The sequence below is a fragment of the Staphylococcus sp. HMSC072B07 genome, from assembly GCF_001815505.1.
Classification (GTDB): domain Bacteria; phylum Bacillota; class Bacilli; order Staphylococcales; family Staphylococcaceae; genus Staphylococcus; species Staphylococcus simulans.
The window spans coordinates 16,118-43,061 of record NZ_KV820911.1 but is presented as its reverse complement, the minus strand read 5'-3'; the positions used below and the strand labels follow the sequence as shown (position 1 = coordinate 43,061).

31 protein-coding genes, 1 other RNA gene and 1 riboswitch are annotated in these 26,944 nt (G+C 34.5%); of the genes, 6 read left to right on the top strand and 26 right to left on the bottom strand.

The features are described from left to right. Positions 1–89: 89 nt before the first annotated feature. The 14 genes from sufU to HMPREF3031_RS06185 form a co-directional block, all read right to left on the bottom strand. Entirely contained in the window at positions 90–560 is a 471-nt protein-coding gene (gene sufU, locus HMPREF3031_RS06250) for a Fe-S cluster assembly sulfur transfer protein SufU (RefSeq protein WP_070724716.1), read from the bottom strand. Next, positions 550–1,800, bottom strand: coding sequence for a cysteine desulfurase (locus tag HMPREF3031_RS06245; RefSeq protein ID WP_180363382.1), 1,251 nt, complete (start codon positions 1,798–1,800; stop codon positions 550–552). Before HMPREF3031_RS06245 ends, sufU begins: the two co-directional genes overlap by 11 nt. A 189-nt stretch (positions 1,801–1,989) precedes the next feature. Continuing rightward, the gene (sufD, locus tag HMPREF3031_RS06240) at positions 1,990–3,297 is read right to left on the bottom strand and encodes a Fe-S cluster assembly protein SufD (protein WP_057510817.1); all 1,308 of its coding nucleotides are present in this window, start codon (positions 3,295–3,297) and stop codon (positions 1,990–1,992) included. 65 nt (positions 3,298–3,362) lie between these two features. Continuing rightward, positions 3,363–4,121: a Fe-S cluster assembly ATPase SufC gene (gene sufC, locus HMPREF3031_RS06235; protein ID WP_002481612.1), complete on the bottom strand. Its 759-nt coding sequence runs from the start codon at positions 4,119–4,121 to the stop codon at positions 3,363–3,365. 478 nt (positions 4,122–4,599) lie between these two features. Then, the gene (locus HMPREF3031_RS06230; RefSeq protein WP_070684247.1) at positions 4,600–4,956 is read right to left on the bottom strand and encodes a hypothetical protein; all 357 of its coding nucleotides are present in this window, start codon (positions 4,954–4,956) and stop codon (positions 4,600–4,602) included. A gap of 180 nt (positions 4,957–5,136) precedes the next feature. After that, positions 5,137–5,859, bottom strand: coding sequence for a DUF2059 domain-containing protein (locus tag HMPREF3031_RS06225; RefSeq protein ID WP_060804166.1), 723 nt, complete (start codon positions 5,857–5,859; stop codon positions 5,137–5,139). Between the two features lie 426 nt (positions 5,860–6,285). After that, positions 6,286–6,621, bottom strand: coding sequence for a terminase small subunit (locus HMPREF3031_RS06220; RefSeq protein ID WP_180363383.1), 336 nt, complete (start codon positions 6,619–6,621; stop codon positions 6,286–6,288). Positions 6,622–6,835: 214 nt separating this feature from the next. Then, positions 6,836–7,663, bottom strand: coding sequence for a MetQ/NlpA family ABC transporter substrate-binding protein (locus tag HMPREF3031_RS06215; protein WP_002481595.1), 828 nt, complete (start codon positions 7,661–7,663; stop codon positions 6,836–6,838). Between the two features lie 24 nt (positions 7,664–7,687). Further along, positions 7,688–8,383 carry a methionine ABC transporter permease gene (locus tag HMPREF3031_RS06210; RefSeq protein ID WP_002481594.1) on the bottom strand — a complete coding sequence of 232 codons (696 nt, stop codon included), beginning with the start codon at positions 8,381–8,383 and terminating at the stop codon, positions 7,688–7,690. Beyond that, positions 8,376–9,401: a methionine ABC transporter ATP-binding protein gene (locus tag HMPREF3031_RS06205; protein WP_002481593.1), complete on the bottom strand. Its 1,026-nt coding sequence runs from the start codon at positions 9,399–9,401 to the stop codon at positions 8,376–8,378. Before HMPREF3031_RS06205 ends, HMPREF3031_RS06210 begins: the two co-directional genes overlap by 8 nt. A gap of 100 nt (positions 9,402–9,501) precedes the next feature. Next, positions 9,502–9,610: riboswitch (SAM riboswitch) on the bottom strand. 53 nt (positions 9,611–9,663) lie between these two features. After that, positions 9,664–9,960, bottom strand: a complete 297-nt coding sequence (locus HMPREF3031_RS06200) for a thioredoxin family protein (RefSeq protein WP_002481592.1) — start codon at positions 9,958–9,960, stop codon at positions 9,664–9,666. After that, on the bottom strand, positions 9,957–10,319 hold the full coding sequence (locus HMPREF3031_RS06195; protein WP_002481591.1) for a toprim domain-containing protein: 363 nt from the start codon (positions 10,317–10,319) through the stop codon (positions 9,957–9,959). Before HMPREF3031_RS06195 ends, HMPREF3031_RS06200 begins: the two co-directional genes overlap by 4 nt. A 291-nt stretch (positions 10,320–10,610) precedes the next feature. Beyond that, entirely contained in the window at positions 10,611–10,991 is a 381-nt protein-coding gene (gene gcvH / locus HMPREF3031_RS06190; RefSeq protein ID WP_002481590.1) for a glycine cleavage system protein GcvH, read from the bottom strand. 154 nt (positions 10,992–11,145) lie between these two features. Then, positions 11,146–11,502, bottom strand: a complete 357-nt coding sequence (locus tag HMPREF3031_RS06185; protein WP_002481589.1) for an arsenate reductase family protein — start codon at positions 11,500–11,502, stop codon at positions 11,146–11,148. Between the two features lie 142 nt (positions 11,503–11,644). On the opposite strand from HMPREF3031_RS06185, the gene HMPREF3031_RS06180 reads away from it, so the two are divergent. Further along, on the top strand, positions 11,645–11,965 hold the full coding sequence (locus tag HMPREF3031_RS06180; protein WP_070724714.1) for a thioredoxin family protein: 321 nt from the start codon (positions 11,645–11,647) through the stop codon (positions 11,963–11,965). 68 nt (positions 11,966–12,033) lie between these two features. Here the strand turns inward: HMPREF3031_RS06180 and HMPREF3031_RS06175 are convergent, their stop codons facing one another. Continuing rightward, the gene (locus tag HMPREF3031_RS06175) at positions 12,034–12,576 is read right to left on the bottom strand and encodes a nitroreductase family protein (protein WP_002481587.1); all 543 of its coding nucleotides are present in this window, start codon (positions 12,574–12,576) and stop codon (positions 12,034–12,036) included. A 73-nt stretch (positions 12,577–12,649) separates the two neighbouring features. Then, positions 12,650–13,375 (bottom strand): type I 3-dehydroquinate dehydratase, encoded by a 726-nt coding sequence (gene aroD, locus HMPREF3031_RS06170; protein WP_002481586.1) that lies wholly within the window; start codon positions 13,373–13,375, stop codon positions 12,650–12,652. Positions 13,376–13,782: 407 nt separating this feature from the next. Here aroD and HMPREF3031_RS06165 point away from each other — a divergent pair, with 407 nt between their 5' ends. After that, positions 13,783–14,298, top strand: a complete 516-nt coding sequence (locus HMPREF3031_RS06165; RefSeq protein WP_002481585.1) for a GNAT family N-acetyltransferase — start codon at positions 13,783–13,785, stop codon at positions 14,296–14,298. A 225-nt stretch (positions 14,299–14,523) separates the two neighbouring features. On the opposite strand, the gene HMPREF3031_RS06160 is transcribed toward HMPREF3031_RS06165, so the two are convergent. The 3 genes from HMPREF3031_RS06160 to HMPREF3031_RS06150 all read right to left on the bottom strand — a co-directional run bounded on the left by HMPREF3031_RS06160 (position 14,524) and on the right by HMPREF3031_RS06150 (position 16,631). Then, positions 14,524–14,727, bottom strand: a complete 204-nt coding sequence (locus HMPREF3031_RS06160; protein WP_023015356.1) for a sterile alpha motif-like domain-containing protein — start codon at positions 14,725–14,727, stop codon at positions 14,524–14,526. Between the two features lie 468 nt (positions 14,728–15,195). Next, on the bottom strand, positions 15,196–16,053 hold the full coding sequence (locus tag HMPREF3031_RS06155; RefSeq protein WP_061054832.1) for a TPM domain-containing protein: 858 nt from the start codon (positions 16,051–16,053) through the stop codon (positions 15,196–15,198). Beyond that, complete coding sequence (locus HMPREF3031_RS06150) at positions 16,050–16,631, bottom strand: LemA family protein (RefSeq protein WP_070724712.1); 582 nt, start codon at positions 16,629–16,631, stop codon at positions 16,050–16,052. Before HMPREF3031_RS06150 ends, HMPREF3031_RS06155 begins: the two co-directional genes overlap by 4 nt. A 217-nt stretch (positions 16,632–16,848) precedes the next feature. On the opposite strand from HMPREF3031_RS06150, the gene HMPREF3031_RS06145 reads away from it, so the two are divergent. Both HMPREF3031_RS06145 and HMPREF3031_RS06140 read left to right on the top strand, forming a co-directional pair. Next, positions 16,849–18,153, top strand: coding sequence for a TrkH family potassium uptake protein (locus HMPREF3031_RS06145; RefSeq protein WP_002481582.1), 1,305 nt, complete (start codon positions 16,849–16,851; stop codon positions 18,151–18,153). A gap of 118 nt (positions 18,154–18,271) precedes the next feature. Next, positions 18,272–19,018 carry a hypothetical protein gene (locus HMPREF3031_RS06140; RefSeq protein WP_002481581.1) on the top strand — a complete coding sequence of 249 codons (747 nt, stop codon included), beginning with the start codon at positions 18,272–18,274 and terminating at the stop codon, positions 19,016–19,018. Between the two features lie 74 nt (positions 19,019–19,092). Here the strand turns inward: HMPREF3031_RS06140 and HMPREF3031_RS06135 are convergent, their stop codons facing one another. Then, positions 19,093–19,296, bottom strand: coding sequence for a cold-shock protein (locus tag HMPREF3031_RS06135; RefSeq protein ID WP_002481579.1), 204 nt, complete (start codon positions 19,294–19,296; stop codon positions 19,093–19,095). A 362-nt stretch (positions 19,297–19,658) separates the two neighbouring features. On the opposite strand from HMPREF3031_RS06135, the gene HMPREF3031_RS06130 reads away from it, so the two are divergent. After that, complete coding sequence (locus tag HMPREF3031_RS06130) at positions 19,659–20,471, top strand: oxidoreductase (protein ID WP_002481578.1); 813 nt, start codon at positions 19,659–19,661, stop codon at positions 20,469–20,471. A 68-nt stretch (positions 20,472–20,539) separates the two neighbouring features. Here HMPREF3031_RS06130 and HMPREF3031_RS06125 read toward each other — a convergent pair whose 3' ends face one another. Then, entirely contained in the window at positions 20,540–21,148 is a 609-nt protein-coding gene (locus tag HMPREF3031_RS06125) for a flavin reductase family protein (RefSeq protein WP_037556558.1), read from the bottom strand. Positions 21,149–21,591: 443 nt separating this feature from the next. Here HMPREF3031_RS06125 and HMPREF3031_RS06120 point away from each other — a divergent pair, with 443 nt between their 5' ends. Beyond that, positions 21,592–22,281: a DUF4352 domain-containing protein gene (locus tag HMPREF3031_RS06120; protein ID WP_083317885.1), complete on the top strand. Its 690-nt coding sequence runs from the start codon at positions 21,592–21,594 to the stop codon at positions 22,279–22,281. A gap of 105 nt (positions 22,282–22,386) precedes the next feature. Here the strand turns inward: HMPREF3031_RS06120 and ssrA are convergent. The 5 genes from ssrA to secG form a co-directional block, all read right to left on the bottom strand. Further along, positions 22,387–22,747: a transfer-messenger RNA gene (ssrA, locus tag HMPREF3031_RS06115) on the bottom strand. Positions 22,748–22,892: 145 nt separating this feature from the next. Continuing rightward, a complete protein-coding gene (smpB, locus tag HMPREF3031_RS06110) occupies positions 22,893–23,363 on the bottom strand; it encodes an SsrA-binding protein SmpB (protein WP_002481575.1) in 471 nt (156 codons plus the stop codon). Positions 23,364–23,426: 63 nt separating this feature from the next. Next, positions 23,427–25,790, bottom strand: coding sequence for a ribonuclease R (rnr, locus tag HMPREF3031_RS06105; protein WP_002481574.1), 2,364 nt, complete (start codon positions 25,788–25,790; stop codon positions 23,427–23,429). 43 nt (positions 25,791–25,833) lie between these two features. Continuing rightward, a complete protein-coding gene (locus tag HMPREF3031_RS06100) occupies positions 25,834–26,574 on the bottom strand; it encodes an alpha/beta hydrolase (protein ID WP_002481573.1) in 741 nt (246 codons plus the stop codon). A gap of 93 nt (positions 26,575–26,667) precedes the next feature. Continuing rightward, positions 26,668–26,904, bottom strand: a complete 237-nt coding sequence (gene secG / locus HMPREF3031_RS06095) for a preprotein translocase subunit SecG (protein WP_002481572.1) — start codon at positions 26,902–26,904, stop codon at positions 26,668–26,670. Positions 26,905–26,944: the final 40 nt, after the last annotated feature.

Here is a 26,944-nt window from a genome sequence, read left to right as displayed (position 1 = left end):
TATTGCTACTTGTATAAACCAGTCTATCATGGAACTGACAAGTTAGAAACCACCTTGCCAGTTACTTATTCTTTACCCGTTATGGGTGCTTACTTTGCATTTTCTTCAGAATCAGTATCTGCTTGACCTTCACGTTCCACAGTACCTTTTTCTAAAGCTTTCCAAGCAAGTGTTGCACATTTAATACGTGCAGGGAATTGAGAAACACCTTGTAATGCTTCAATATCTCCCATATCTTCAGTTAATTCATAATCTTCGCCAAGCATCATTTTAGAAAATTCTTGACTCATTTCTAATGCTTCTTTTAACGAATGACCTTTAACCGCTTCAGTCATCATAGATGCACTAGACATTGAAATTGAACAACCTTCACCATCAAATTTAGCATCCTCAATAATGCCATCAACAATATCGAAAGTAAGGTGAATTCGGTCTCCGCATGTTGGGTTATTCATATCAACAGTTAAAGAGACGTTATCTAATTTACCTTTGTTTCTCGGATTTTTATAATGGTCCATAATTACAGATCTATATAGTTGATCTAAATTATTAAAATTCATATGAGAAAAACTCCTTCGTTTGGTTTAAAGCGTAAATTAATTGATCAATGTCTTCTTTTGTATTATAGATATAGAAACTTGCTCTTGCTGTTGAAGATTGATTCAACCATTTCATTAATGGTTGTGCACAGTGATGTCCTGCACGTACAGCAACACCTTCTGTGTCTAAAGCCGTCGCAACGTCATGTGGATGAATGTCTTTCAAATTGAAAGTAATTACACCAGCACGTCTGTCTTTTGGCGGACCATAGATTTCTAAGTCTTCAATCGCATCCATTTGTTCGTATGCATATTCAGTCAACTCTTTTTCATGTTGATGAATCGCATCAAAACCAATGTTTTCAAGGTATTTAATTGCTTCAGCTAAGCCAATAGCTTGTGCAATTAAAGGTGTACCTGCTTCGAATTTTGTTGGCAAGTCTGTCCAAGTTGCTTCATATTTACCTACGAAGTCAATCATGTCACCGCCGTATTCGATAGGTTCCATATCTTTAAGCAGACTGCGTTTACCATATAAGACACCAATACCTGTAGGACCAAGCATTTTGTGTCCGCTGAAACTGTAAAAGTCTACATCTAAATCTTGCACATCAATTTTCATGTGTGGTGCTGCTTGTGCACCGTCCACACTGATAATTGCACCATGTTCATGCGCAACTTTCGTAATTTCTTTCACATCGTTGATTGTACCTAAAACGTTAGATACATGTGCAATCGCTACAATTTTAGTGTTGTCATTAATTGTAGCTTTCACATCTTCGATGTTTAATTCACCTGTTTCTGTCATCGGGATGAATTTTAAAGTTGCACCTTTACGGCGTGCTAATTCTTGCCAAGGTACGATGTTAGCATGATGTTCCATTTCAGTTACGACAATTTCATCGCCTTCTGAAACATTCGCATCACCATAACTACGTGCGACTAAGTTAATAGAAGCTGTTGTACCTCTTGTGAAAATAATTTCTTCAAAGTAACGTGCATTAATGAAACGTCTTACTGTTTCGCGTGCACCTTCATAACCATCTGTTGCTAATGAGCCGAGTGTGTGTACACCACGATGCACATTAGAATTGTAACGTTTATAATAATCGTCAATCGCTTCGATTACTTGAAGTGGTGTTTGACTTGTCGCTGTTGTATCTAAATAAGCTAAGCGTTTGCCATTGACTTGTTGTTTCAAGATTGGAAAATCTTCAATAACTTCATTAACATTTAGTGTTGTTTCGGCCACTATATCCACAGACCTTTCTTCATTAATAATCACTTGTCGTACAAAATAACTTACAAGCTGACAGGATTTAATGAATAATAATTGACTGCGAACAGGTTATTCAAACGCGTAAAGAGAAGGAGGAATACGACGCAGTGATGCACATATCATCAGCTAACTTCCTCCTGTTTTTAATCTCTCCTGCCTAGCTTATACTTTTTATTTTGATACTCTTAATTCAATAACGTCGCGTAATTGACGTTTTACATCTTCGATTGGCAGTTCTCTTACTACTGGATCTAAGAAACCATGAATAATTAAACGTTCAGCTTCTTGTTGAGAAATACCACGACTCATTAAATAGTAAAGCTGTTCGTCATCAACACGACCAACTGAAGCTGCGTGACCTGCTTCTACGTCATCTTCATCGATTAATAGAATTGGGTTCGCATCTCCGCGTGCTTTTTCAGAAAGCATTAACACACGTGATTCTTGGTTCGCAACTGATTTTGAACCACCGTGTTTGATATAACCGATACCATTAAAGATAATAGTCGCTGCTTCTTCAACTACACCGTGTTTAAGAATGTAACCATCTGTTTCTTTACCGTATTGAACGATTTTAGATGTTACGTTTGATTTTTGATCTCCAGTACCTACTGCTACTGATTTTAATACACTTGTAGAACGGTCCCCAATTAAATTAGTTGTGTTATCAATAATTTGGTTACCTTTGTTCATTAATCCAAGTGCCCAGTTAATTGATGCATCCGCTTCAGTAATACCACGACGAATAATATGGCTAGTGAAACCTTTATCTAAATAGTCTACTGCACCATAAGTGATTTTAGAGTTCGCACCAGCAATCACTTCAGAAACAATGTTCACTTGATTGCCTTCACCACTTGCATCTGACAAGTAGTTTTCAACATAAGTCACTTCTGCACTTTGTTCAGTCACAATAATAACGTGATTGAAGAAGCTTGCATTTTCATCATCATGTAAAACTACATATTGAATTGGATGTTCAACGACTACATTTTTCGGTACATATACGAATAAGCCGCCATTGATTAATGCAGTATGCAACGCTGTTAAACGGTGTTCATCTACGTTAACCGCATCTTTCATCAAATATTTTTGAACTAAATCTCCATGATTCACTAAAGCATCTGCTAAACCTTCAATAATTACACCGTCTTTTTTCGCTTCTTCTGAAACGCGTGTATAAGCAAGTGTATTATTGTGTTGAATCACTAAGTTTTCAGTTTTTTCAACATCAATGATTTTTTCAATTGAATCTGGAATTTCACTGATATCTTGATAAGTTTCAGCTTTTGTTTCGAATTGTTTAAATGAGTCGAAATCCCATTTTGTGATTTTAGTTTTATCTGGTTTTGGCATTTCTAAAGTTTCAGTTAGTTTCAACGCTTCTTTACGTAATTCTGTCATCCAAGAAGGTTCATTTTGGGCTTGTGAATACTCAACAAGTTCTGCTTCAGAAATGTTCAAAGTTTCAGTCGTCATAACTTAATATCCTCCTAACGATACTTATAACATTTAATCGGTTGTTTCTTCTTTACGTAAATGATTTACGCTTCGCTGAATTCTTCTTTAACCCATTCATAACCTTCATTTTCTAAACGATGTGCTAATTCTGGACCACCAGTTTTAACGATTTTACCGTTGTACATAACGTGTACGAAATCAGGTGTAATGTAGTTTAATAAACGTTGATAGTGCGTAATGATTAATGAACCGAAGTCATCTCCACGCATTTCGTTGATACCTTTAGACACAACTTTTAACGCATCGATATCTAAACCTGAGTCAATTTCGTCTAGGATAGCGAATTTAGGTTGTAACATCATTAATTGTAAAATTTCGTTACGTTTTTTCTCGCCACCTGAGAAACCTTCGTTAAGGTAACGTTGCGCCATGTCTGGATCCATATCTAGGAATTCCATTTCTTTATCCAATTTCTTAATGAATTGCATTAAGTTGATTTCTTTACCTTCTTCACGTTTCGCATTAATTGCTGAACGCATGAAGTCTGCGTTTGTAACACCAGTAATTTCTGATGGATATTGCATTGCTAGGAATAAACCTGCTTTTGCACGTTCGTCAACGTCTAATTCTAAAACGTTAACACCGTCAAGTAATACTTCACCTTTAGTTACTGTGAAAGCTGGGTGACCCATGATTGCTGCTGATAAAGTAGATTTACCAGTACCGTTAGGTCCCATAACTGCATGAATTTCTCCCGTGTTAATTGTTAAGTTAACACCTTTTAAAATTTCTTTATCCTCAATAGACACGTGTAAGTCTTTAATCTCCAATGTTGATGGCATTAAAAGTCCCTCCGTAAACATAAATAGTATTTCAATTACTAGTTTATAATAATTTTAATCTGTAGTCAAAACTGCACTACATTGGTACATTTATAAATTATAACGCAATTAAACCCCAGAATAAACCTTTTAAGTACCTAAATAAAAAGAATTCTTAAATTGTAATGAGTTTCGTTAAAGCGTTTCAATGTGAAATGTTGCACGAATTTCAAAGCTACTGATTCTCATTTTCTGTCCTTCTATTATCATTACCCATATCTTTGTCACATATTATGATGGGGTATCCTTGCTTCCTATACTATTAATAGGCGCAAAAAATCACTCCCAAGCATCTATACTTGAGAGTGATTAATAATTTTTTATTCAGCTGGGATAATTAAATTAATTTCAGTGAGTATGTTTAGGTGTTCAAAAGGTTGTCATATAAAGGGTTATAGCTATTCTAAAAATTTAAAACCGTTCATAAACTCACCTTTTTTTATTTGAAGTCATGTTTATGATATGTCATATAGTCATGCACGTCATATAAAAAACTTCTCGTCTTGCTTCCTTTATCTAATTGACCCGTTACACTTACAAAAGCGTCTTGAACCGCTGCTTTATAAGTTCTAAAAAAATTATTCTTACCGTAATATTTTTGGGTTCTATTCAAGTTATTGTTTTTATACTCCACTTCTAATTCTTTTCTTAATTCTCTAGCTAAATCTCTGCCTGTTGTAGTATCGCTTTCAAATATATCCATAATTTCTTTCGCTTTGTCATCAAAATAGTTCATCTTTTTTATAACATCTTCTTTAGTTACGGTATTTGGTGATTTAAACAATGCTTCTCTCATAACTATACCCTCCCTTTATTTATAAGATATATACTATCAAATGATAATCGCATATATTTTGAAATAAAAAATTTCCCTATGAGATTTCATTGTGCTTCAACATAATTCAACGTCAATATACTTTATTGCAAATCACACTATCCTTTTAACAACATAATTTATTCCTCTTTATTTTTTATACTAGTTGCTTTTGCTATTGTGAATTATAAACTTTTGTTGTGTTTTAACATTGTACTCTTTGTAAAACTCTACCTTCAAATTATCTAAATAACACTCTACAATATTAAGATAGTGTTCGTCTTCATTTTCACCTAGTATTTCTTTATAGCTTTTTACAAATTCTTCATCACTTAATTTATATTTTTCGCTTAATTCTTTGATGATCTCATCTAATTCATTTATTTTATTTTCAGTAATGTTTTTCACTTCTTGAAAATTATGAATCACACGATCTGGAATGTATAGTTGGTTTAGACTAAATTCATTAGAAGCATTGTTAAAACTTGTCTTAAATTTATTTAAATAATATTGAAAATTCGATAAAAATCTATACCCAAAGCTAATTCGGTATGCATTATCTAAATCATCACTATCATGTAGATAATCGCCAAACAAATACATATATACTTCATTATCCCATTCTTCAAAAGATTTATTGTTAATTGCGATGTGATTATAAAAACCAATTGCTCTTTTTAATTCTGAAAAGTGTTTCATATAAACAGGTGCTTTTTGGTCTAGTAATTTTTCGCCAAATTTTATTTGTGTTTCGCTTTCAATCCTTTTTATATTAATGCTTCTTTCCGCCATTATCCTAATGAATTCTTTAAATAGATAAATAAGGAATATCAGCATAATAGCTTTCCAAGTATCTTGAATAACATTTAATATAACGTTTTCCATTAAACAACCTCCATTTTTGTAATGAAATTAAATTTCTGTGAATAGAAATAAATTTGTTCTCTGCCTCCTTTTTCTCTATACATTTACAACACAATTTGATTATAAACTCACCTTATTTTTCAGTCACTTCCTATTACCAAAACATATTAAAACTCTATAATCAAAACCAAATATGGTTTTTGCCAATGGATACATCAGTACAAGCTAATACTTATTTCTAATACATCATTTCAATGCGTTAAGTTTAGTATATAACTATCCTCCCCTACCATTTAAGTACAGCAGCTTTATCCTCCCAATTTTGAGGAGTCCTCCTATACTACGTATAATTCATGAATAGGGCAGTAGCAATACACGATCACCTTAAAAATATGTATTGGATTATAAAAAGTAACCAGCGTCTTTTAATAAGACAGTGGTTAAATATCAATCTTTTAAATCATCTATAAACATGAAACCATTAGGGGTTTGCCTTTGCAGCTTCTCTATTACTTGTTCAGCTTGTTCCTTATCATCACCCACAGTTACAAACATAGTTGTTCCTGTCGATACCTCATGACGTTCTGTAAATAGCTTGTGATACTTCCCTAACATTTCACGTGCTTTGTTGCGGTCGCTTACCTTCACTGGTACGTCCACCATTTCAACATGTTCATTATAGATAACGTTTAAACAGTCTGTATCTGAATTACGCACATACTCACCACGCTTTGCAACAACTTCTTTTATTTCTGTTTCTTGCCCTGTTACTGCTTTACTCATGAGATATAACAACTCTCTAGCTTCTAAAATACCTTTCATCAAGTATCTTTTGCTTTTGTCTCTAAACAAATGTTGATAGGTTCGAAAATGAGCTTTTTTATGTCAAAAACTCAAAACTGATTTAAGTGACCTTTCTTTCTCCCTTTTTCATTAAATCAAACAGACAAAAACCCCATAAACATTGAGTTTAGAGGGTTCTATTATCTTCATACGATTATTCAGCTGGGATCACAGCACCATCATATTTTTTGTTGATGTAATCTTTAATATCTTGAGATTGTAATGCTTTGATTAAAGCTTTGATTTTTTTATCTTTTTCGTGACCTTCTTTAACCGCTACTAAGTTTGCGTATGGGTTGTTTTCAGGTTTTTCAAGAGCGATTGAGTCTTTTTTAGGGCTTAACTTTTGTTCAATAGCGAAGTTAGAGTTGATAATTGCTGCATCAACATCTTCGTTTTGATAGATTTTTGGTAAATATTCAGCTGATTGTTTGTTGTTGAATTTGATATCTTTTTTGTTTTCTACGATATCACTAAAGTGTGCATCTTGGATTTTAACGCCTTTTTTCAATTTGATTAAACCTTCGTCAACGAAGAATTTCAAGAAACGTCCTTCTTCAGCTGGGTTGTTAGAAACATAAACTGTTGCACCTTTTGGTAATTCTTTTAAGCTTTTATATTTTTTAGAGTATACAGCCATTGGTTCCAAGTGAACGTTACCAACAGATACTAATTTGTACCCTTTATCTTTTTTCTCAGTGTTTAAATAAGGTGTGTGTTGGAAGAAGTTCGCATCCAATTCACCGCTGTTTACTAATTTGTTAGGTGTTGTATAGTCGTTGATTGTTTTGATTTTCAAGTCATAACCTTCTTTTTTCAAGATAGGTTTAGCTTGTTCTAAAAGTTCAGCGTGAGGCGCTGGTGAAGCACCAACTGTGATTGTTTTAGAATCTTCGCCTCCTGCTGATTTATCCTTACTGCCACATGCTGCTAAAACTACAGTTAATACTAAAACCGCTAAAATACTAATAATTTTTTTCATTGGATTGATCCTTTCAAAATAGAATTAACGTTTATCAATTTTATTTGTAGCCCAGTCACCCACAAATTGAATGATGAACACAAACACTAAAATAAAGATTGTTGAAACTAAAATGACATCATTTTGGTTTCGAGTAAAACCAGTTAAATATGCTAAGTTACCTAAACCGCCTGCACCAATAACACCGGCAACTGCAGTAGAACCTACTAATGCGATTGCAGTAACTGTAATACCTGAAATCAAGGCAGGACGTGATTCTGGAATTAACACTTTACGAATAATCGTCCATGTGTTTGCTCCCATAGAACGCGCTGCTTCAATAACGCCTTTATCAATTTCTTTAAATGCGATTTCCACTAAACGTGCATAGAATGGAGCCGCACCAATAACTAATGCTGGAAGTGCTCCTGTCGGACCACTGATTGTGCCAAGTAATAAACTTGTGAACGGAATTAACAGCAAGATTAAAATGATGAATGGAATTGCTCTGAATAAGTTCACAATAAATGACACGATTTGATAAAACACTTTTGCTGTCGGTGATTTACTCTTAGCTGTTAGGAATAATAGTACGCCTAGAATTAAACCGATCACGAACGCAAAAATTGTAGAAATGGCTGTCATATAGAGTGTTTCGTATGTAGCCAGCCAAACTTGGTCCCATTGAACATTCGGCATTGTGACCATTTCACGTAATATATCACTGAACGATTTATCCATTACGAACCACCTCCACACCTACATTACGATTCTCTAATTCGTTTTTAAAATCATCAAAAAATTCAGTTTTCAAGTCTGCAATATGTACAATTAGAAAACCGATTGGTCCGCTTTTCGAATGGCGGATATTCGCTTCTAGTATGTTCACATTCAGATTATATTTTTGAGTGATATATGACACAATCGGTTCTGTCGTCTCTTCACCTACGAAGTTCAAACGTACAATATAACCGTTTGTCGACTCTGGAATCAGTTCCTGAATTGATTCATCAAATTGGTCATTCAATCCTTCTTTAACGAAACGTTTCGTCACTTGATGTTTAGGGTTTTCAAACACTTCTTTAACTTCACCGCGTTCGATGACCTTACCATTTTCCATTACTGCAACTTCGTCGCAGATTTGGCGAATCACATTCATTTCATGTGTGATAATCACGATTGTTAAATCTTCTTCTTTTCTGATTTTTAATAAGAGTTCTAAAATTTCATCTGTTGTTTGAGGATCTAAAGCACTTGTAGCTTCATCACAAAGTAATACTTTTGGATCGTTGGCTAAGGCACGTGCGATACCAACCCTTTGTTTTTGACCACCAGATAACTCTGACGGATATGCTTTTTCTCGTCCTTTGAGTCCTACAAGCTCAACTAATTCTTCCGCTCTTTTTTCAGCAGCCGCTTTATCCACGCCAGCAATTTCCAACGGAAACTTAATATTATCTAACACTGTTCTAGACCATAATAAGTTGAAGTGTTGGAATATCATACTTACCTTTTGACGCTTTTTCCTTAGTTGCGCTTTGCTGAGTTGTCCTAATTCATCTCCATCTATTATGACTTGACCTGATGTTGGTTCTTCTAAATAATTTAAAATTCTGACAAGTGTACTTTTACCGGCACCTGAAAAACCGATGACACCGTAAATGGTACCTTCCGACACATCTAAATCGACATGATCAACTGCCAGTACTTCTTGGTGTTTCGTCTTATATCTTTTGACGATTTGCTTCAGTTGAATCACTACATTCTCCCCTTTCCTTGCAATACCTACCTACAAATTAAAAAAGCTTTCCCTTATCGCTGCTATGAGCATTAAAGAGAAAGCAATTTGAAATTTCTTTCTCTCATCTTCAAAAGCAGTTCAACTTTTTGTGAATTGGCACCATTTCTTATAAATAAGACGGTTGCCGGGTTTCGTCGGGCACATCCCTCCACCTCTCTTGATAAGAGATAACTATTTAATTGATATTTATCCTACCACTTCACTCAGAAGTAGTCAACAACTATTTTAAATTTTCTAACAAATAAGGAACAGACTGAAATGCGTAAATACGGTCTATCTCCTTATCTTTCGACATCACTAACAAAACAGGAACAGATTGAATTTGATAAGCTTCACTGAAGTCAGGATGGAAATTCAAATCTGCTTTGACCAACGGAAGCTGTAAAATTTCATTAGCTATATCTAACATTCTCTCTGAAACTTTACATGTTCCACACATCGGTGTGTAACCGAAAATCAAGTGCTTGTCTTGATCAAAGTTTTGTTTGATATCTGTAATTTCTTGCTTAACGTTCATTTATAAACTAATCCTTTCACGGGTGCTTCACCTTTTACCATAAAGCCATGGTTTCTAAGCACTTTGGCAAGATAAGGGCGCGGACAACGTGCGACTTCAGAATAAGTTCTATCGACAAAGATATGTTCACTTTCTGATAGATAATGTTTGAACCATTGACGGATGCGACGGCCTTCTTTATCTGCATCCACTAATATATAGACAGGACGTTCATATAAGTGTTCTATCATATCGTCAAGTTTATCAATGCCCATTGTGCCGTGCGTACAAATAATTTGTACAGGCTCATCAATCACTTCTTGTACACGCTTTTTATCTGTTTTACCTTCAACAACGATTACTTTTTCTAACAATGCCATATTCACTACACTCCAATACTCTCGTGATATCATTGCTTCATTACTCGCAAACGTAAATGCTTAGGTTCTGCCAACTTATATAAAATTGTTGCGTAAGTTGATACTTTCATTGTAACGCAGGTGTTGTTTTAAAGACACGCAACTTGTTTAACAACTAAATAAACACGATAAATTATGTATTATTCAGCTGTAAAGGTTCAGCACTTTAGCGCTCTAGTTTGTTATAGCCTATTTCAAATAAAAAATAACCCCAAAATACAAAGTATCTTGGAGTTTGGTTTTTAAAGCCGATTATTCACCGATCATTTCTTTGTATTGATCAGCTGATAATAAATCATCTAATTGGCTTGTGTCATTTAATTTTACTTTAACCATCCATGCTTTTTCGTATGGTGATTCATTTACGAATTCTGGACTGTCTTCTAATTCTTCGTTGACTTCAACTACAGTTCCTGAAACTGGTGCGTATAATTCAGAAACAGTTTTAACTGATTCTACACTTCCGAAAGATTCGCCCTCTTCGATATCATCGTCAGTTTCTGGTAATTCAACGAATACGATGTCACCAAGTTCTCCTTGTGCGTATTCAGTGATACCGATAGTTACTGTATCGTCCTCAACTTTAACCCATTCATGTTCTTTTGAATATTTTAATTCCTCTGGCACTGCCACACGAATCCCCTCCTAATTAATAAATGAATACTCTTTTATGATGCCATATGAAACCTTTTCATTCAACTATTTATAGACATCTTGTAGTTTTTTAATTTTTTGTGTAAATAAAGCGCATATCAATAAGATATTTACTACCTATAATGACTATAAATTAGTTTACCCAAGTATCTTTGTACTCTTTTTCGTTGAAACCAAGTGTGATTTTATTACCTGAAACCGCAAGTGGTCTTTTAACAAGCATTCCGTCAGAAGCCAATAAATCTAGTTTTTCATCATCAGACAAACTGTCAAGTCTATCTTTCAGACCTAGTTCGCGATACTTACCTCCGCGTTTATTGAATAGCTTATCAATTTCAACGCCGGTTTTATCAATAATATCTTGTAGTTCTCTTTTATTAGGGTTTAGTTCTACGATGTCGATAGGTTCATAACTTACACCATATTCATCTAAAAATTTTGCTGCTTTCTTGCATGTCGTACAGTTTTGGTACTGATAAAATCTAATCATCTTTTGACCTCCTTTAACTATTATGTCTAATATACCAAATTTCTAAAAATAACGCTTTAAATTGTCGGTTTAATATTTTTAAATTTACGTTCAAATTCGCTATAATATATATAATAGGATTAGAAAAAGGAGCGAAATGAAAATGGAAGCAATTAAAACACGTGAAGATTTCGATAAAATTATCGAAAGTAACGAACCTGTGATTATTAAATTCGAAGCAGGATGGTGCCCTGATTGTCGCGCAATGGATATGTGGATTGATCCATTTGTTGAAAAATACAACGACTATAAATGGTACAACGTAAATCGTGACGAATTAGAAGATGTTGCTCAAGATTACGAAGTAATGGGTATTCCAAGTTTACTTGTTTTCAAAAACGGTGAAAAAACAGCACACTTGCACTCAGCAAATGCTAAATCACCAGAGCAAGTTGAAGACTTCTTAAGTGAAACATTTAAATAAGTCATTTAAATAACGTAATATAGACTAAATAAAGCCAAGCTGATTTCAGCTTGGCTTTACTTATATAATTAATACTCTGAAATAAAGTTCTCAGTGTGACGTGGTTTCTTTGGAGGAATCTTCGTGTCCATATCAGTAAGATATAAAAATCCAACTAAATCTTCATCATCTTCGACACCTATTACTTTTCTCACTTTAGGCATGAAAATATATGGCGGTGTCTTCCAGCACGTACCGATACCCGCTTCATGCAACAGCAGCATCAAGTTTTGTGCATAAGCACCGAATGCCAGATGATTTTCAAGATTTTCTTTTTGTCTAGGATCTCGTTTTACAATTAATACGAGTAATCCACCCAATTTTGTCACTGCATCATAGTGACTTTGTTGTTTCTCTGGTTCATTTCTAAATGCATAACGAGAAACAGTTCGACTTAAATCCCCTAGTCTGTCCTTTGAGACATGAATGATTCTCCATGGTTCTCTCATCCCATGATTTGGTGCATCTGTAGAGAGTTTTAGTGCTTCATATAGCGCTGTATCATCTATATGCATATCATGGTCGAATATCTTCACACTTCTTCTTGATGAAATTGCATCTCTTAATTCCACAATCTAACTCTCCTTTATATTAATGATAACCATTATCAATTACAGTATAGATTGAAATACATATTATATCAAATTATTTGTTTGATTCGTATAATGTCAAAATTTCTTTTAATTTAGTAACATGTATTTGTCCTGGCGCTTGCGGCTCTCCCAAGCAACCATAAGAAATACTTCCACCAAATACACCTTGAGCCGTTCTTGATACTAAACCAAGATGAGACATAGATATACCTACTACTTTCATTTTGACACTTTGAGAAGATACATAGAGTGCATCTAACAGATAGGTCACATCTTCAGGATCTTTTGGCATTACTGCTAGTTTTAGATAATCAGCTTCTGTTTTACTCATTTTAAAATAAGTGAATTTCAATTGTTCAATTGCTGGTGTTTCTTCAAAATCATGTTGAGACAGTACCACTTCTAAACCTGCTGCTTGCGCTTCAGCCACTAATTCAGTGATTTTTTCCTTATACGCTTCTTCCCATTCAATATCAATCATGTCATAACCTTGAACTTGCATTAATTCTTGTAATAGCGCATAATAAGATTCTTGCGCTTTATTGCCATTTCCACCTTGTGAAGCTGTGCGATATGTGATTAACAGCTTAACTTTAGGAAGACTTTTTCGTAACGTGGCAATAAGTGTTTCAATCTCAGCAATTTCAATCGTTTGACGTTGGTCAATTCTTAGTTCAATTATATCGATGGCTGCTTGCGCATCAATCAACTCCGTTTGCAACTTCTGTGTTATGTCAGCTTCTGGTGCTATCGTTACAGCAATTTCTACTTGCGTCATCCTATCTACCCCTTGCTTATATAATATGGCCAGTTTGTTTCTTTAATAATAGTTTAACATTAGTCAGCGTATTAGAGTGTAATGCGCGTTATTTTATACTTTTAAACTACCAATCATTAGACAGTTTCATATTAAAAGTTTGCAGATATTTTATTGGCGAAATATTCATAGTGTGATTAAAAACTACTTTAAAATAAGATTAGCTTTTTGATATACCATATATTTTGGTTAAAATCGTCCAATATTGTGAACAATCGCTTTTCAAACTTTACTTTTTTCTTAGGGACACCTATTAAGTGTTGCTTTGATTAAAAGTATATAATAATATTAAATTAAACTTATCAATAATGACCACATTATTAAATTTAAGCAAAAGTTAAGAAAGTCATAAGAGAGGTGTTAAATCCATGAAAGAAATTAGATTACTAAATCCTGATGATTTAGAAGAGGTCTATCAGCTATTTAAAGAAGCTACAAGTGATCCAAAAAATATTTATACTTGGGCGATTTATGATGAGGACAAAGTGTGCAGGGAATATTTCAAAAAGTTGATAGACGCCAATAACAATGCACAATATCTGTTCGGTGTATTTTTTAATAATGAATTAGTGGGAGCTTTGACATTATTCCATCCAATTATAGTTGGAACACAGCATAAAGCTATAATTGAAAATATGTATGTGAAGGATATTGACCATTTGGATGAGAAGTTATTAAATACTGTCGCAAACTTTTGTACTGAACTTCAAATTGAGAAAATTATGGCCCCTGTTGCTTCAAATAATATCAGTGCACTGACTTTCTATAGTGAGTACGGTTTCTCAAAAATAGGTTTTGAAACGAATTCTCGTAAATATGGCGATGAATATATTGATGAGCATTGGTTGATCTATCCTATTAAAAAGGCTGCAGACGTTAATTAATACGTTGTGAAAAACACTAATGAACGCAAAAAAAATTCGGTACATTCCCGTGTACCGAATTGATTAAGTAAAGTAAGTTGTAATTAAGTGACCGTAAATCGTAACGGTTACGTTTTATATTACATGACGTTTCGTCATTTGTAAACCATAAATCGTAATTTTTACGATTTATTTTTATCTATAAGAAAAGCAAGTGCACAATTTTGAGATGCACTTGCTTTTCTTTTAGTTACTTTTATATACACTGATGGCTCTGTTAGCTGATTCTAAAAGATGATGTTCAAAATAATTCTCATGTACATAATCATATATATTATCTATATCTGTTTCTTCTTTAGGAAAATTATGATCTCTTACAATGCAATCGGCTAATTGTCCGAATGGCGTATCATCTTCCATAAAAGTAATAATAAACTTATAAAAACTCATGTAACAACCCCACTTAAAGATATTTCTGAATGAAAAAACATTAACAACGATAAATTTCCACCAAAGAGGAAATCATTCTTATCAGTTAAATAGGCTTTTTCAACAGTATAACATAAGCATCGGAATAAAATACAGTTAATAAAAAAATCTTATTTAACAAACAACTGTATTTATATCCAAACCTTTTCTCTTTTGTAACGCAATGTTCGAAAATTTTAAGATGACTTTGTTCTCTATATGCAATCATTTATACATCTTAATTATAAAGTTAGCCTAAACACACAAGAAATACAAGATATTCTTATTTAAATTGATATATTTTATACACATCTTTTACATAAAATTCATAATTTCGTGCGAATCTTTAAATAGTTATGAGTTCAGAATGAACATTACATTTTAAACAATTAAACCTCATAAAAAAGCAGAGCACGAAATGCTCTGCTTCTGATAAATACAATTCGGTTGTTAGAATCCGCGTCCAGCACCTCCGCCGCCGAAGCCGCCGCCTCCGCCGAAGCTGCCGCCGCTGAAACCACCGCCACTTGATGAACCGCCACCAAAACCTCCAGTGCCGACCCACCAAGTACCTGTATTATCTCTTCTGCGACCGCCCCCTCTTGGAGGTCCGCCGCCACCATTTTTAATGGAGATAATAATGATGATAATGATAATAATAAAAATAATACCAAATAAGCTGAATGGCCCATCACCTTCTGATTGGTTTTGCGCTTTAGGTGTATCTTCAGTAAATTTTTCACCATCATAGCCATAAGCCTTGGCTATTTCTTTCCAAATTGCATTATAAAGTTGTGTGATGCCTTGACTGTAATATGCTTTTTGTTTTTCTTTATTATCAGCCTGTCCTGCTTTTTCAGCATAAGGCATGAAGTTATCATCAATCAATGCGCCGACTTTAGCATCATTTAAGACACCTTCTAACCCTCGGCCAACCGCAACTTGAATACCACGATTTTGATATTCATTGCCGTTATCTAAATTGACTAAAATTACAACGCCTCGACTATGCTTTTGATCACCGACTTTATAATGTCGGCCTGCTTGATAAGCATAATCTTCTTTTGGTGTTTGTCCGATTGATTTCATGGTCATCACCAAAATGTCTGAATCTGTACCGTCTTGAAGTTTTTGGCCTTTTTTAGCCATCTCATCTTTATCTTGGCTCGTAATCAAATCTGCGTGGTCTTGTACAAAAACAGGTTGTTCTAATTCCGGAAATTTATCTGATGCCGCAAACATACTTTGTGCGACGAGTAACATCCCAACCCATATGACAGCTAAGACGCTGGCACTTTTTCTGATCATTGAGATGAGTCAGTGCCGAAATCAACTTTAGGTGCTTTATCTGCACCACTTTCGGCTTTAAAGTATTCTTTCTTATCAAATCCGAATAGCTTAGCTACAATGGTTGTTGGGAAATGGCGAATCGCTTGGTTATATTTGTTAACAGATGTATTGTAATCATTTCGTGCTACTGCAATTCTATTTTCTGTACCTGCAAGCTCGTCACGTAATCCTGTAAATTGTTTATCTGCTTTTAAATCAGGATAATTTTCACTGATAGCTAATAATCTGCTTAATGCAGAATTGACTTCGCCATTAGCTTCCGCTTTCTCTTTTGGTGTTGATGCACCTGCAAGTTTACTACGTGCATCAGAAACTTGTTTAAATACATCTTTTTCATGCTTAGCGTAACCTTTAACAGTGTTCACAAGGTTAGGAATTAAGTCTACACGACGTTGTAATTGGTTATCGATGTTTGAAAGTGCTGTATTCGTATCTTCGTCCATACCGACAAGTTTATTATATGGGCCAATCATTGTAACTCCAATGATGACAATAACAATGCCGATAATAATAAGCGGTGTAAGTATTTTCTTCATATATTTCTCCTTTTGCTTAAAATTATTCATTTTAATTATACAATATTGATACCCTATCTGGCTAAAGTTGAAGATTGCAATCAACCTTTAAAAACTTTACAAAAAATTAATTTTTATTTTTTGGTAATTGACAGATGCAATTACAGAAAATGGATGTATAATAACAGTTGTATTTAAAATATACACCAAAATCTACCCTATTAAAGAAGGTGTTTATGTGGCTTTCCTAAAGAAACCCTTAACTGTTTATTTATTACTATTTCTGAGCACGACATTACTAGGTGCACTGTTATTATATTTGCCATGGACTGGTAAACAATATACATCTTTTATCGATGCATTCTTTGTCGCATCAAGCGCATTTACAGTCACTGGCCTATCAACTGTGGATATTACTTCGCAATTCAACTGGCTTGGTGACCTTATTATTATGTTTTTAATTCAAATTGGCGGTTTAGGGATTGTGACCATTACGACACTCACTTTAATCATAGCGAATCGCAGAATTTCTATGCATGAACGCAAATTAATCATGGTCACTTGGAATGTTGATGAGCCAGGCGGAATGGTTCGTTTAATTCGACAACTAACACTCTATAGCTTGTCTACAGAATTTATAGGCATGTTATTACTTGCCTTATCTTTCGTACCTAGATATGGCTTCGGCAAAGGATTATTTATCAGCATCTTTACTTCTGTTTCAGCCTTTAATAATGCAGGATTTGCATTATTTTCTAAGAATATGATTGGATTTAATGATGATCCAGTTGTTACGCTTGTCATTCCCATTTTAATTATTATGGGCGGGCTGGGACCAGTAGTCATGTCAGATTTAGTAAAAACTAGAAGATTAAATAAACTAAAGCTACATACCAAAGTTGTGCTTTCAACAACATTAGTCTTAATTTTTGGCGGCATGGCGCTTTACTTTTTATTAGAGTTCAACAATACTTTAAAACCTTTCAGTATGTGGGGTAAGCTTGGGACTTCATTCTTTCAATCCGTCACAACAAGAACAGCAGGTTTCCAATCTGTTGACTTAGAATTAATCCATACCCCTACCGCATTAATGATGATGGTACTTATGTTTATCGGTGGTGCGCCGTTTAGTGCTGCTGGTGGGATTAAAGTTACAACTTTCATTGTTATGATTATGTTTGTTTATAGTACTTTACGCAATGAAGACCATACCACTATCTTCAGCAGAACAATCAAACCTAAAACAATTGCGAAAGCCATTGCGGTCACAACAGTCAGCTTTATCTTTGTATTAACTGTCACATTTATTGTTAGTCTATTAAATGAAACAACACCTTTCATGAAAGTCATCTTCGAAGTCGTATCTGCTTTTGGTACAGTCGGCTTAAGTATGAACTTCACTTCTGAATATGGTACATTAACTAAAATCATCATTATTATTGTGATGATTTGCGGTAAATTAGGTGTTGTCACAGTATTAGCACTCTTCATCCCAAGCAAAAAACGATTTTATCAATATGCAAAAGGTAATATTTATTTATAACCTAATCTTCACTAGACCTGTTTTTACAGGTCTTTTTTATTTTGAAAAGGGTTTTATACCATCTGAAAGATGGCTATAGTTAAGTAATACACATACAGAGAGAAAGGTTGTTGATTCAATGAAAAAGTTATTTGCACTCTTAGCCATGAGTATATTAATCGTTTCAGCATGCGGGCAAAATGATGAAAAACCAAAAGAAGATACCGAAGACAAAGCAGCTACTGAAAAGAAAGACAAATCACAATCTAAAAATGAAGAAAATGAAAAGAAAAAACAAACAGACAAAAATCAACAAAAAGAAAATAATACGCAAGACGAACAACAAGCAAACACTGAACAGCAAAATAAAGATGAATCAACTGCAGAAAAACAGAATCAACAAAATCAACAAAGCCAGCAAGTTGATTTAAGCAATATCACCGACAGAGCAACTTTAGAAAATGTAATTTATGGTAATTATGCAGAAATTGATAAGATCAAAGCTTATAATAGTGCCGTTGCGAATGGCGTAATTCCACAAGGCAATGTGACAGAAGGTCCTGCCAGTGCCGCATATGAAAGCTCACTGCGTATAGAAAGTGGTGCTGAACAATCTGTCTACAATCAAAATGCACAGTCACAAGCTGAGGAGCCAACAGAAGATGTAAATGCGGAAATCAATGCAGCGCAAACAGAAGAAGAATATATCGATGCATTACGAAAAAAATATAACGGTGGATTATCTTCAGCTGAAATTCAAACCAAACATGCAATTGAACAAGGATACTATGATGGTGATGAAGCTGAACAACAAGCAGTTTATGATGAAATAGAACGAAGAGAAGCAGACATCGAAGCTGGTAAATTCGATCACTACAAACAATAAATAAGAAGGTAAATAAAAAACAGCACAACAACCTTTTCAGATTGTTGTGCTGTTTTAATCAGTTTAGGTAAAAATTATGACATTTTTACAACGTTTGCAGCTTGTTCGCCACGGTCGCCTTCAACGATGTCGAAGTCAACTTTTTGGCCTTCTTCTAATGATTTGTAACCTTCGCCTTGGATAGCTGAGAAATGTACGAATACGTCGTTACCATCTTCTCTTTCGATAAATCCAAAACCTTTTTCTGCGTTAAACCATTTAACTGTACCACTATTCATATAAAAATCCTCCGTATGTGCTTTTGCACGAATATTTGTAACTTGTTTATAAAAATCAATGGGAGTAAATTCATACGAATTAAAACTGCAAATCAATTTCACGAACAATTACTTAAATACTATACTACACCCATTATTTAGGTTTGTATACCCTTTTGCCTCATTTCTTCAAAATAATTTAGATACCACAATTATTCAGACAATATAATCATTAAAATCACAAATATTTGTCATTAAGATGATGGAAAACGAAACCTATAAAACTATAATAAATCAAGTAAAATTGATTAGAATGCAATTTAATTCCATAATTCTCATTAATCAGGTATGATTAATTCACTAAATAGAAAAGGAGTGATGATATGACCAAACAAGTCGTATTAATTACAGGTGCAACAAGTGGAATTGGTTTTCAAACAGCACAACTTTTAGCTGATAAAGGATACATTGTTTATGGCGTTGGTAGAAGAATAGAAAAACTGAACGCTTTAAAAAATATACATGCAATAAAAATGGATATTACAGATGAATCATCCATACAAAAAACTGTTGAACAAGTGATTTCAGAACAAAATCGTATCGATATTCTCATTAATAATGCGGGTTATGGTTCATACGGAGCCATAGAAGATGTAGAAATTTCAGAAGCAAGAAAACAATTTGAAGTAAATCTTTTTGGTTTAGCGCGACTCACTCAATTAGTGTTGCCCTATATGCGTAAACAACATTCTGGGAAAATCATTAATATATCCTCGATGGGTGGCCGTTTCACTTCATACTTTGGCGCATGGTATCATGCCACTAAATACGCTTTAGAAGCTTTCAGTGATGCTTTAAGAATGGAAGTTGAGCCATTTGGCATTGAAGTTTCTATTATTGAACCTGGTGGCATCAAAACTGATTGGGGTCATATCGCAGCAGATCAATTAGCAGCATCAGCTAAAGGCGGTGCATATGAAAAAGCGGCATTTAAAGCAGCAGAAGGTATGCACAAACAATATAATTCTAATTTACTTTCAAACCCTAAAATTATTGCCGATACTATTTTAAAGGCCGCTTCAAAAAAGAAACCTAAAGCACGTTATTTAATCGGTATGGGCGCAAAACCTCTTGTTTTCTTACATGCCATTTTACCAGCAAGACTCTTTGATCACATTGCTAGACGCTTAAGTTAAAAAAGAAAGGTCTAACATTGATAAAATTCATCAATCAATGTTAGACCTTTTTATACAAATAGTGGCTTTTATTTATCTAATAAATCTTCTACAGGCTCACCAATTCTTACATAATGATTACCTACTACACGTGTAATTGGATTTAATTTTTCAACATCCACATAAGCTTTATCTACATCATAAATTTCATCATCAATGTAAATTGACTTTATTTGTCCTACAAGCATGTCTGTTCCTTTTTGTTCATCTCCTAATTCTAAATGATGAACTAATTCACATTCATATCGAACTTTGGCTTCTTTCACACTAGGTACATTCACAACTTTAGAATCAGTTGTTGTAAGATCAGTCATGTTTAGTTCGTTCACATCAGCCCCATAATTATCGCCTGTTTTCACCACATCTTTAACGATATCTTCATCTACAATATGCACCACAAATTCTTTAGTACTTAGAATGTTTGCACTTGTATCTTTAAGTTCCCCATTATCTTTACCTACAGATATCATCAGCATCGGTGGTTCAGGACACACTACATTAAAGAATGCAAAGGGTGCTGCATTTACATTACCTTTTTCATCTTGTGAAGTGACAAAAGCAATTGGTCTAGGTGTCACTGTACCTATCAACATTTTATACATATTTCCTGTTTCTAAGTCTTTTGGATTTATATACATACTCATATCACCTTTCTCATTCATATTCATACATTCTATAATATTTCTGCACCATCATAAATCTTAAGGACTTATACATGAACAAGTCATTTAATTCAGTTCACAAAGATTAATATTAAAATATTTTAGTGATATTTTAATGACACTTTTTTGACAGTCACCTCAATTTTTTTAAATTATTTAGCCCGTTTTGTTAAAAACAAAGATTAAAGCGATATAATTTAAACGTTATAAAATAATTAAGGTAACTATATTGCACTATTTAGTTATCTATTATCTCTTCGATTCTATATGAAGACAGCAATTTTTTAGATACTAACTACTTATTTACATTGATAAATAAGCGGACATTGTATTTAACTTTACTTGATTCATAAAATCTAAGATTGATAACTGAGTTTTCTTACGCTTAATTAAAAAAAACAACATCAGGAGGAATCAACATGAAAGAAAAAGAAAAGTGGTATCAGTTAACTTGGTTCACAATTTTAATGCTATTATTTGTATTCCCAGTAGGATTATTCCTAATGTGGAAGTTTAAGAAAAACTGGAAGTTATGGGTAAAAATCTTGATTACTGTGTTAGTTGCAATAAGTGTGGTTAATATGATGACTAATAAGACACCGACTGGCAATAACACAAGCAAGACTAAAACAGAACAAAAATCAGATAAACAAGAGGCAAAAAAAGATGATAAAAAACCAGAAACAAAATCATCGAATAAAATGAACGAAGTTGTTAAAGTCGGAAAAATGGAGTTTAATGTAACTAATAAAGCCATTGTAGATCAAGTTGGAGATGTAATGACAAATAATGCAAAAGGCAAATTCATAGTATTAGATATTACAGTTAAAAATAACGGAGATAAAGCTGTAGACATTACCGATTCGTTCTTTAAACTTTTAAGCGATAAAAAAACATTTGAAGCTGATGGTTCTGCAACAATCACTGCAAACCAAGCTGTATCGCCTGATGATTTAGGTTTTATTGGTGACAAAATCAATCCCGAAAGTACAAAAAATGCAAAACTTGTATTTGATGTAGCACCTAGTATTGCTGAAAAAGATAATTTAGTATTGCAAGTACAGTCTGGTTTTTGGGGAACAGAAACAGCAAAAATCGAATTAAAATAAATGTCTATGTTCTAAAACAATTTAGGAACGGTGAATTTCTCACCGTTCTTTTTTCTGTAGCAACAAAAAATAAAAGCCTCTAACCGCAATGGTTAAAGGCTCTATGTATGGAGGCGGCGGGATTTGAACCCGCGTCCAAGGATCCTGATACAAATCTTTCTACGTGTGTAGTCTATTATTCAAATTTCACATGATGGTAGGAAATAGACAACCAACATCATGCTAGTTCGATTAATCTCTTCTAGACAGACTTCGAACAGCAGTGCCTAGCGTATCCTACTAAAGTTGAATCACGTTAACAGCACATAGGCGATGCTGTTAGGTGATGCAGAGTGCGATTAGGCAGCTACTGCTAAATTATTGTTTGTTTTGCCAGTTATTATAAACTGTGTGTGTTGATGACGGAGACAACCCTCCGACACGCTTAATAAGCTCTGGGGACCCCTGTCGAATCCAAAACGCCCCCGAAATAATATTAAATAGATTCTATTCACTAGAATCCAATAGCACTCTTTATCATATCAAATATGCATTTAGTAATCAATATAATTGTTTATAAATGATTTTCAAATAAACTAAGAATGCGGGAAGCAGGTTTAACCTGCTTTCCCTTAATAACGATCTTTCATCGCACGCTGCATGTCGCGTTTAATTGCTTTATCTTTAAGATCTTGACGTTTGTCATATTTCTTCTTACCTCTTGCGACGCCAATCAACATTTTACATACACCATGTTTCAGATACAGTTTTAATGGGATAATCGAATAACCGATTTCTCTTGTACGTGTGCCTAATTTTTCAATTTCTCTTTTGTGTAAGAGTAATTTTCTTGGTCGCACTGGATCGTGATTAAATCGATTGGCTTCTTCGTATGGCGCAATATGCATATTATGAACGTAAATTTCACCATTTTTTACTTGAGCGAAACTATCTTTTAAGTTTGCGCTGCCACGACGAATCGATTTAATCTCTGTACCTTTTAACACAATGCCCGCTTCAATCGTATCTTCTACATTATAGTCATGTCTGGCTTTACGATTCTCCGCTAAAGTACCAGGAGACTTTTTCTTCTTCTTCGACATCGTGTTCACCTCTTGTTGAAAATTTTATAAAAAGAGAGGAGCGGCCATCCCACTCAATATCTCTTATTTTTTCTTTTTACGCGCTTTTTGTTTTACCTTTTTACTTTTGTAAAACGGTTTGTGGTTCGTGTCCTTTTGTTTATCACGATTACGTTGGTTTTTACCTTTACGCTGTTTCTTCTTACCTTTTTTCTTGTCGCCGCCTAAGCTTTTACCACGTGTTTTCGTTTGAATCGTTGTGCCACGTGCAGGACGTTCATTTGATTTTCTACGTCTTGGTTCAGGCATACCTACGATTTGGAAATCAATCATACGTTGATCAACATCTACGTTGACGACTTTAATCTTCACTGTATCACCGATACGGAAAACATTACCTGTACGTTCACCAATCATAGCCATTTGACCTTCAGCGAATTGGTAATAATCGTCTGTCATACTTGATACATGAACCATACCTTCAACAGTATTCGGTAATTCTACGAACATACCAAAGTTAGCGACTGAGCTGACAATACCTTCAAATTCTTCACCAATATGTTGAAGCATGAACTCTGCTTTCTTAAGTTCATCTGTATCACGTTCTGCTTCGATAGCACGACGTTCACGATTAGACGTATGTTCCGCAATTTCCGGCAATTTGTCTTCCCATTTGCGAAGTTCTTTGCCGCTCATTGAATCTTCAATCAAGTACTTGCGGATTAAACGATGTACTACTAAGTCAGGATAACGACGAATTGGCGATGTGAAGTGCGTATAATAATCTGCAGATAAGCCGAAGTGACCTAAGTTCACATCTTCATAACGTGCCTGTTGCATTGAGCGTAACATCATTGTAGATACAACCGTTTGTTCTGGCAGACCTTTTACTTTCTCATGAATTTCTTGAAGCGTACTTGGAGATACATCTTCTCCTGTGCCTCTTACTAGAATACCGAAGTTCGTAATAAACTCGAAGAATTGCGTTAAGCGATCTGATTTAGGTTGTTCGTGGACACGATAGATAAAGGGTACTTCCATTTTATTGAAATGTTCAGCGACTGTTTCGTTCGCTGCTAACATGAATGATTCAATTAAACGTTCACCTTCACCACGTTCACGCATCTTCACATCTACTGGAATTCCTTCTTCATTAACAATCACTTGCGCTTCATCAATATCGAAGTCGATTTCACCACGACGTTTACGCATTTGAATTAATGTTTCACTTAATTCTTTTGCTAAGTCTAACATCGGTGTCACATCTGGGTATTGTGCACGCACATTTTCATCATGATCAGTGATGATTTGGTTGACTTCATCATATGTCATACGATGATCAGATTGAATGACACTATCAAAGATTTCATGTTTAACAACTTTACCATCTGAATTAATTTCCATACGACAGCTTAATGTTAAACGGTCAACATTAGGATTCAATGAACAAATACCATTACTCAAACGGTGTGGAATCATTGGAATAACGCGGTCTACTAAGTAAACACTTGTTCCACGATCATACGCTTCTTTATCTAATGCTGAATCTTCTTTTACATAGTGGCTGACATCCGCAATGCTGACTGTCAATTGCGTATTACCATTCTTCAATTTCTTAAGCGCAATCGCATCATCTAAGTCCTTCGCATCTGCACCATCAATTGTAATCGTCAATTCATCACGTAAATCTTTACGGCCTTCTAATTCTGACGGTTCTATATATTCTGGTACAGCTTCCGCTTCTTTTAAGACTTCATCAGGGAATTCAATTTCAATACCGTGTTGGTAAATGATAGATAGAATATCTACACCTGGATCATTTTTATGTCCTAAAATCGCAGACACATGACCTTCAGGATTATCATTTCCTTCAGCATATTTAGAAATTTGAACTAACACTTTATGACCTTCAACAGCACCTAAACTTTGACCTTTAGGGATAAAGATATCCTGCATAATACGTTTGTCATCAGGAATCACAAATCCAAAGTGACGGCCTTCTGTATAAGTTCCTACCACTTGTGTGATTGAGTGTTTTTCAATAGATTTGACTTCACCTTCGACTTTACCTTTGAAATCTCCGCGTGAGGGCTGTACTTCTACAATAACAGTATCGCCATCCATCGCACGGTTGATTTTTGTCGGTGGAATAAAGATATCTTCCATATCTTCGTCTTCAGGTCTAAGGAAAGCAAACCCTTTTTTGTTTTGGCTTAACGTTCCTTTTACTAAGTTATCTTTCATATTTTTTTGATTACCCTTTCTTTTGTAGCGGTCTGTTTTTGTTCGTTCAACTAAACCTGATTGTTCCAGTTCAACTAACACCTTTATTAAATCTCTAAATGAGTCGGCATTATCTAAACCTAAACGGTCTTGGAAATCTGAAACTGACATGGGTTCATAGTCAGGTTGTTTTATAATTTCTGTGACAGATTGTTTTAAATCCATGATGCCCCCTCCTTTCTTTCTTATTTATAATTTTTTATTCGTCTTATTCAGACCAATCAAGTCCTTCTAAAAACTCATATATATCTTCAAAGACTTGTTCTTTTTCTTTATCAATGGTAATTACATGCCCTGAATCGGCATACCATTTAATATCTTTTTCGTCAGAAGACGCTTCTTCATAAATCACATTTGCTGAATCAGGATTAATCATGGCATCTTTTTCAGCTTGAATGACTAATAATGGATCCATGACTTCATCTACATGATCTCTGACATTTTGAATTGTTTGTTGTAATTCTTTTAATGTACCTGTAGGTTGGAAAGCTTCCATTTCTCGATCAATCGTCTCTTGATCTTTTCCTTGGTATTTCTTAAAGTTGCGTGCATACTCTAAGACACCTTCGTACATTGAGCCTTCTGTCTTAATAAACATAGGCGCACACATGGTTACAATACCCTCTACATCTCTATTTAAGCTTAATTTCAAAGCAAAATCTCCACCTAAGGATAAGCCGGCTACCGCAATTTCATCATAGCCTTTAGATTTTAAGAAATCATAGCCATCTAACGCATCTTTAAACCAAACATGCGGACTAGATTGTAAAATCTCTTCCGGCGGTGCTGCATGTCCCTCATATTGCGGCGCATAAGAAGTATAACCTTTCTTTTGTAAGAAACGGCCTAATTGGCGCACGTCTGATGAATTCCCTGTAAATCCATGTAATAATAACACTGCTCTATTACCTTCTTCAAAGAAGAACGGTTTAGGCAATTTAATCTGCATGTCGTTCAATCCCTTCATCTCTTTCTAAATATACAATACACAATTACCATTATAATGAAAAAAGCCCGACTTTAACATTGTCGGACCTTACATTTACATATTGAGATAAGTAATTGCGAGCATTAAAACGAAAAACACAATAGATAAGACAATTGTGACACGGTTTAAGAATAAATCCACGCCGCGTTGTTTCTGTTTTCCACCAAAGAGCTGTTCAGCGCCCCCGCTGATGGCCCCTGAAAGTCCATTGCTTTTGCTTTCTTGGAGTAACACAACTGTGATTAATGCGATACAGTCTATAACTAATAAAACTGTCAACAAAATGTGCATGCTTTACTCCTCCATTCATAATATACCTAGCAATTATAAC

What these genes read in the sequence shown, in the direction of transcription:
- HMPREF3031_RS06130 (WP_002481578.1), top strand. Translation starts at nt 19,659, where the DNA reads ATGACCAAACAAGTCGTATTAATTACAGGTGCAACAAGTGGAATTGGT.
- HMPREF3031_RS06125 (WP_037556558.1), bottom strand. Translation starts at nt 21,148, where the DNA reads ATGTATATAAATCCAAAAGACTTAGAAACAGGAAATATGTATAAAATG.
- smpB (WP_002481575.1), bottom strand. Translation starts at nt 23,363, where the DNA reads ATGTCGAAGAAGAAGAAAAAGTCTCCTGGTACTTTAGCGGAGAATCGT.
- HMPREF3031_RS06165 (WP_002481585.1), top strand. Translation starts at nt 13,783, where the DNA reads ATGAAAGAAATTAGATTACTAAATCCTGATGATTTAGAAGAGGTCTAT.
- HMPREF3031_RS06180 (WP_070724714.1), top strand. Translation starts at nt 11,645, where the DNA reads ATGGAAGCAATTAAAACACGTGAAGATTTCGATAAAATTATCGAAAGT.
- secG (WP_002481572.1), bottom strand. Translation starts at nt 26,904, where the DNA reads ATGCACATTTTGTTGACAGTTTTATTAGTTATAGACTGTATCGCATTA.
- HMPREF3031_RS06150 (WP_070724712.1), bottom strand. Translation starts at nt 16,631, where the DNA reads ATGAAGAAAATACTTACACCGCTTATTATTATCGGCATTGTTATTGTC.
- HMPREF3031_RS06100 (WP_002481573.1), bottom strand. Translation starts at nt 26,574, where the DNA reads ATGCAGATTAAATTGCCTAAACCGTTCTTCTTTGAAGAAGGTAATAGA.
- HMPREF3031_RS06160 (WP_023015356.1), bottom strand. Translation starts at nt 14,727, where the DNA reads ATGAGTTTTTATAAGTTTATTATTACTTTTATGGAAGATGATACGCCA.
- HMPREF3031_RS06225 (WP_060804166.1), bottom strand. Translation starts at nt 5,859, where the DNA reads ATGGAAAACGTTATATTAAATGTTATTCAAGATACTTGGAAAGCTATT.
- HMPREF3031_RS06220 (WP_180363383.1), bottom strand. Translation starts at nt 6,621, where the DNA reads ATGAGTAAAGCAGTAACAGGGCAAGAAACAGAAATAAAAGAAGTTGTT.
- HMPREF3031_RS06120 (WP_083317885.1), top strand. Translation starts at nt 21,592, where the DNA reads ATGAAAGAAAAAGAAAAGTGGTATCAGTTAACTTGGTTCACAATTTTA.
- HMPREF3031_RS06135 (WP_002481579.1), bottom strand. Translation starts at nt 19,296, where the DNA reads ATGAATAGTGGTACAGTTAAATGGTTTAACGCAGAAAAAGGTTTTGGA.
- HMPREF3031_RS06195 (WP_002481591.1), bottom strand. Translation starts at nt 10,319, where the DNA reads ATGGCATTGTTAGAAAAAGTAATCGTTGTTGAAGGTAAAACAGATAAA.
- HMPREF3031_RS06215 (WP_002481595.1), bottom strand. Translation starts at nt 7,663, where the DNA reads ATGAAAAAAATTATTAGTATTTTAGCGGTTTTAGTATTAACTGTAGTT.
- HMPREF3031_RS06140 (WP_002481581.1), top strand. Translation starts at nt 18,272, where the DNA reads ATGAAAAAGTTATTTGCACTCTTAGCCATGAGTATATTAATCGTTTCA.
- sufC (WP_002481612.1), bottom strand. Translation starts at nt 4,121, where the DNA reads ATGCCATCAACATTGGAGATTAAAGACTTACACGTGTCTATTGAGGAT.
- HMPREF3031_RS06185 (WP_002481589.1), bottom strand. Translation starts at nt 11,502, where the DNA reads ATGATTAGATTTTATCAGTACCAAAACTGTACGACATGCAAGAAAGCA.
- sufD (WP_057510817.1), bottom strand. Translation starts at nt 3,297, where the DNA reads ATGACGACTGAAACTTTGAACATTTCTGAAGCAGAACTTGTTGAGTAT.
- aroD (WP_002481586.1), bottom strand. Translation starts at nt 13,375, where the DNA reads ATGACGCAAGTAGAAATTGCTGTAACGATAGCACCAGAAGCTGACATA.
- HMPREF3031_RS06210 (WP_002481594.1), bottom strand. Translation starts at nt 8,383, where the DNA reads ATGGATAAATCGTTCAGTGATATATTACGTGAAATGGTCACAATGCCG.
- sufU (WP_070724716.1), bottom strand. Translation starts at nt 560, where the DNA reads ATGAATTTTAATAATTTAGATCAACTATATAGATCTGTAATTATGGAC.
- HMPREF3031_RS06155 (WP_061054832.1), bottom strand. Translation starts at nt 16,053, where the DNA reads ATGATCAGAAAAAGTGCCAGCGTCTTAGCTGTCATATGGGTTGGGATG.
- HMPREF3031_RS06200 (WP_002481592.1), bottom strand. Translation starts at nt 9,960, where the DNA reads ATGAACGTTAAGCAAGAAATTACAGATATCAAACAAAACTTTGATCAA.
- rnr (WP_002481574.1), bottom strand. Translation starts at nt 25,790, where the DNA reads ATGGATTTAAAACAATCTGTCACAGAAATTATAAAACAACCTGACTAT.
- HMPREF3031_RS06230 (WP_070684247.1), bottom strand. Translation starts at nt 4,956, where the DNA reads ATGAGAGAAGCATTGTTTAAATCACCAAATACCGTAACTAAAGAAGAT.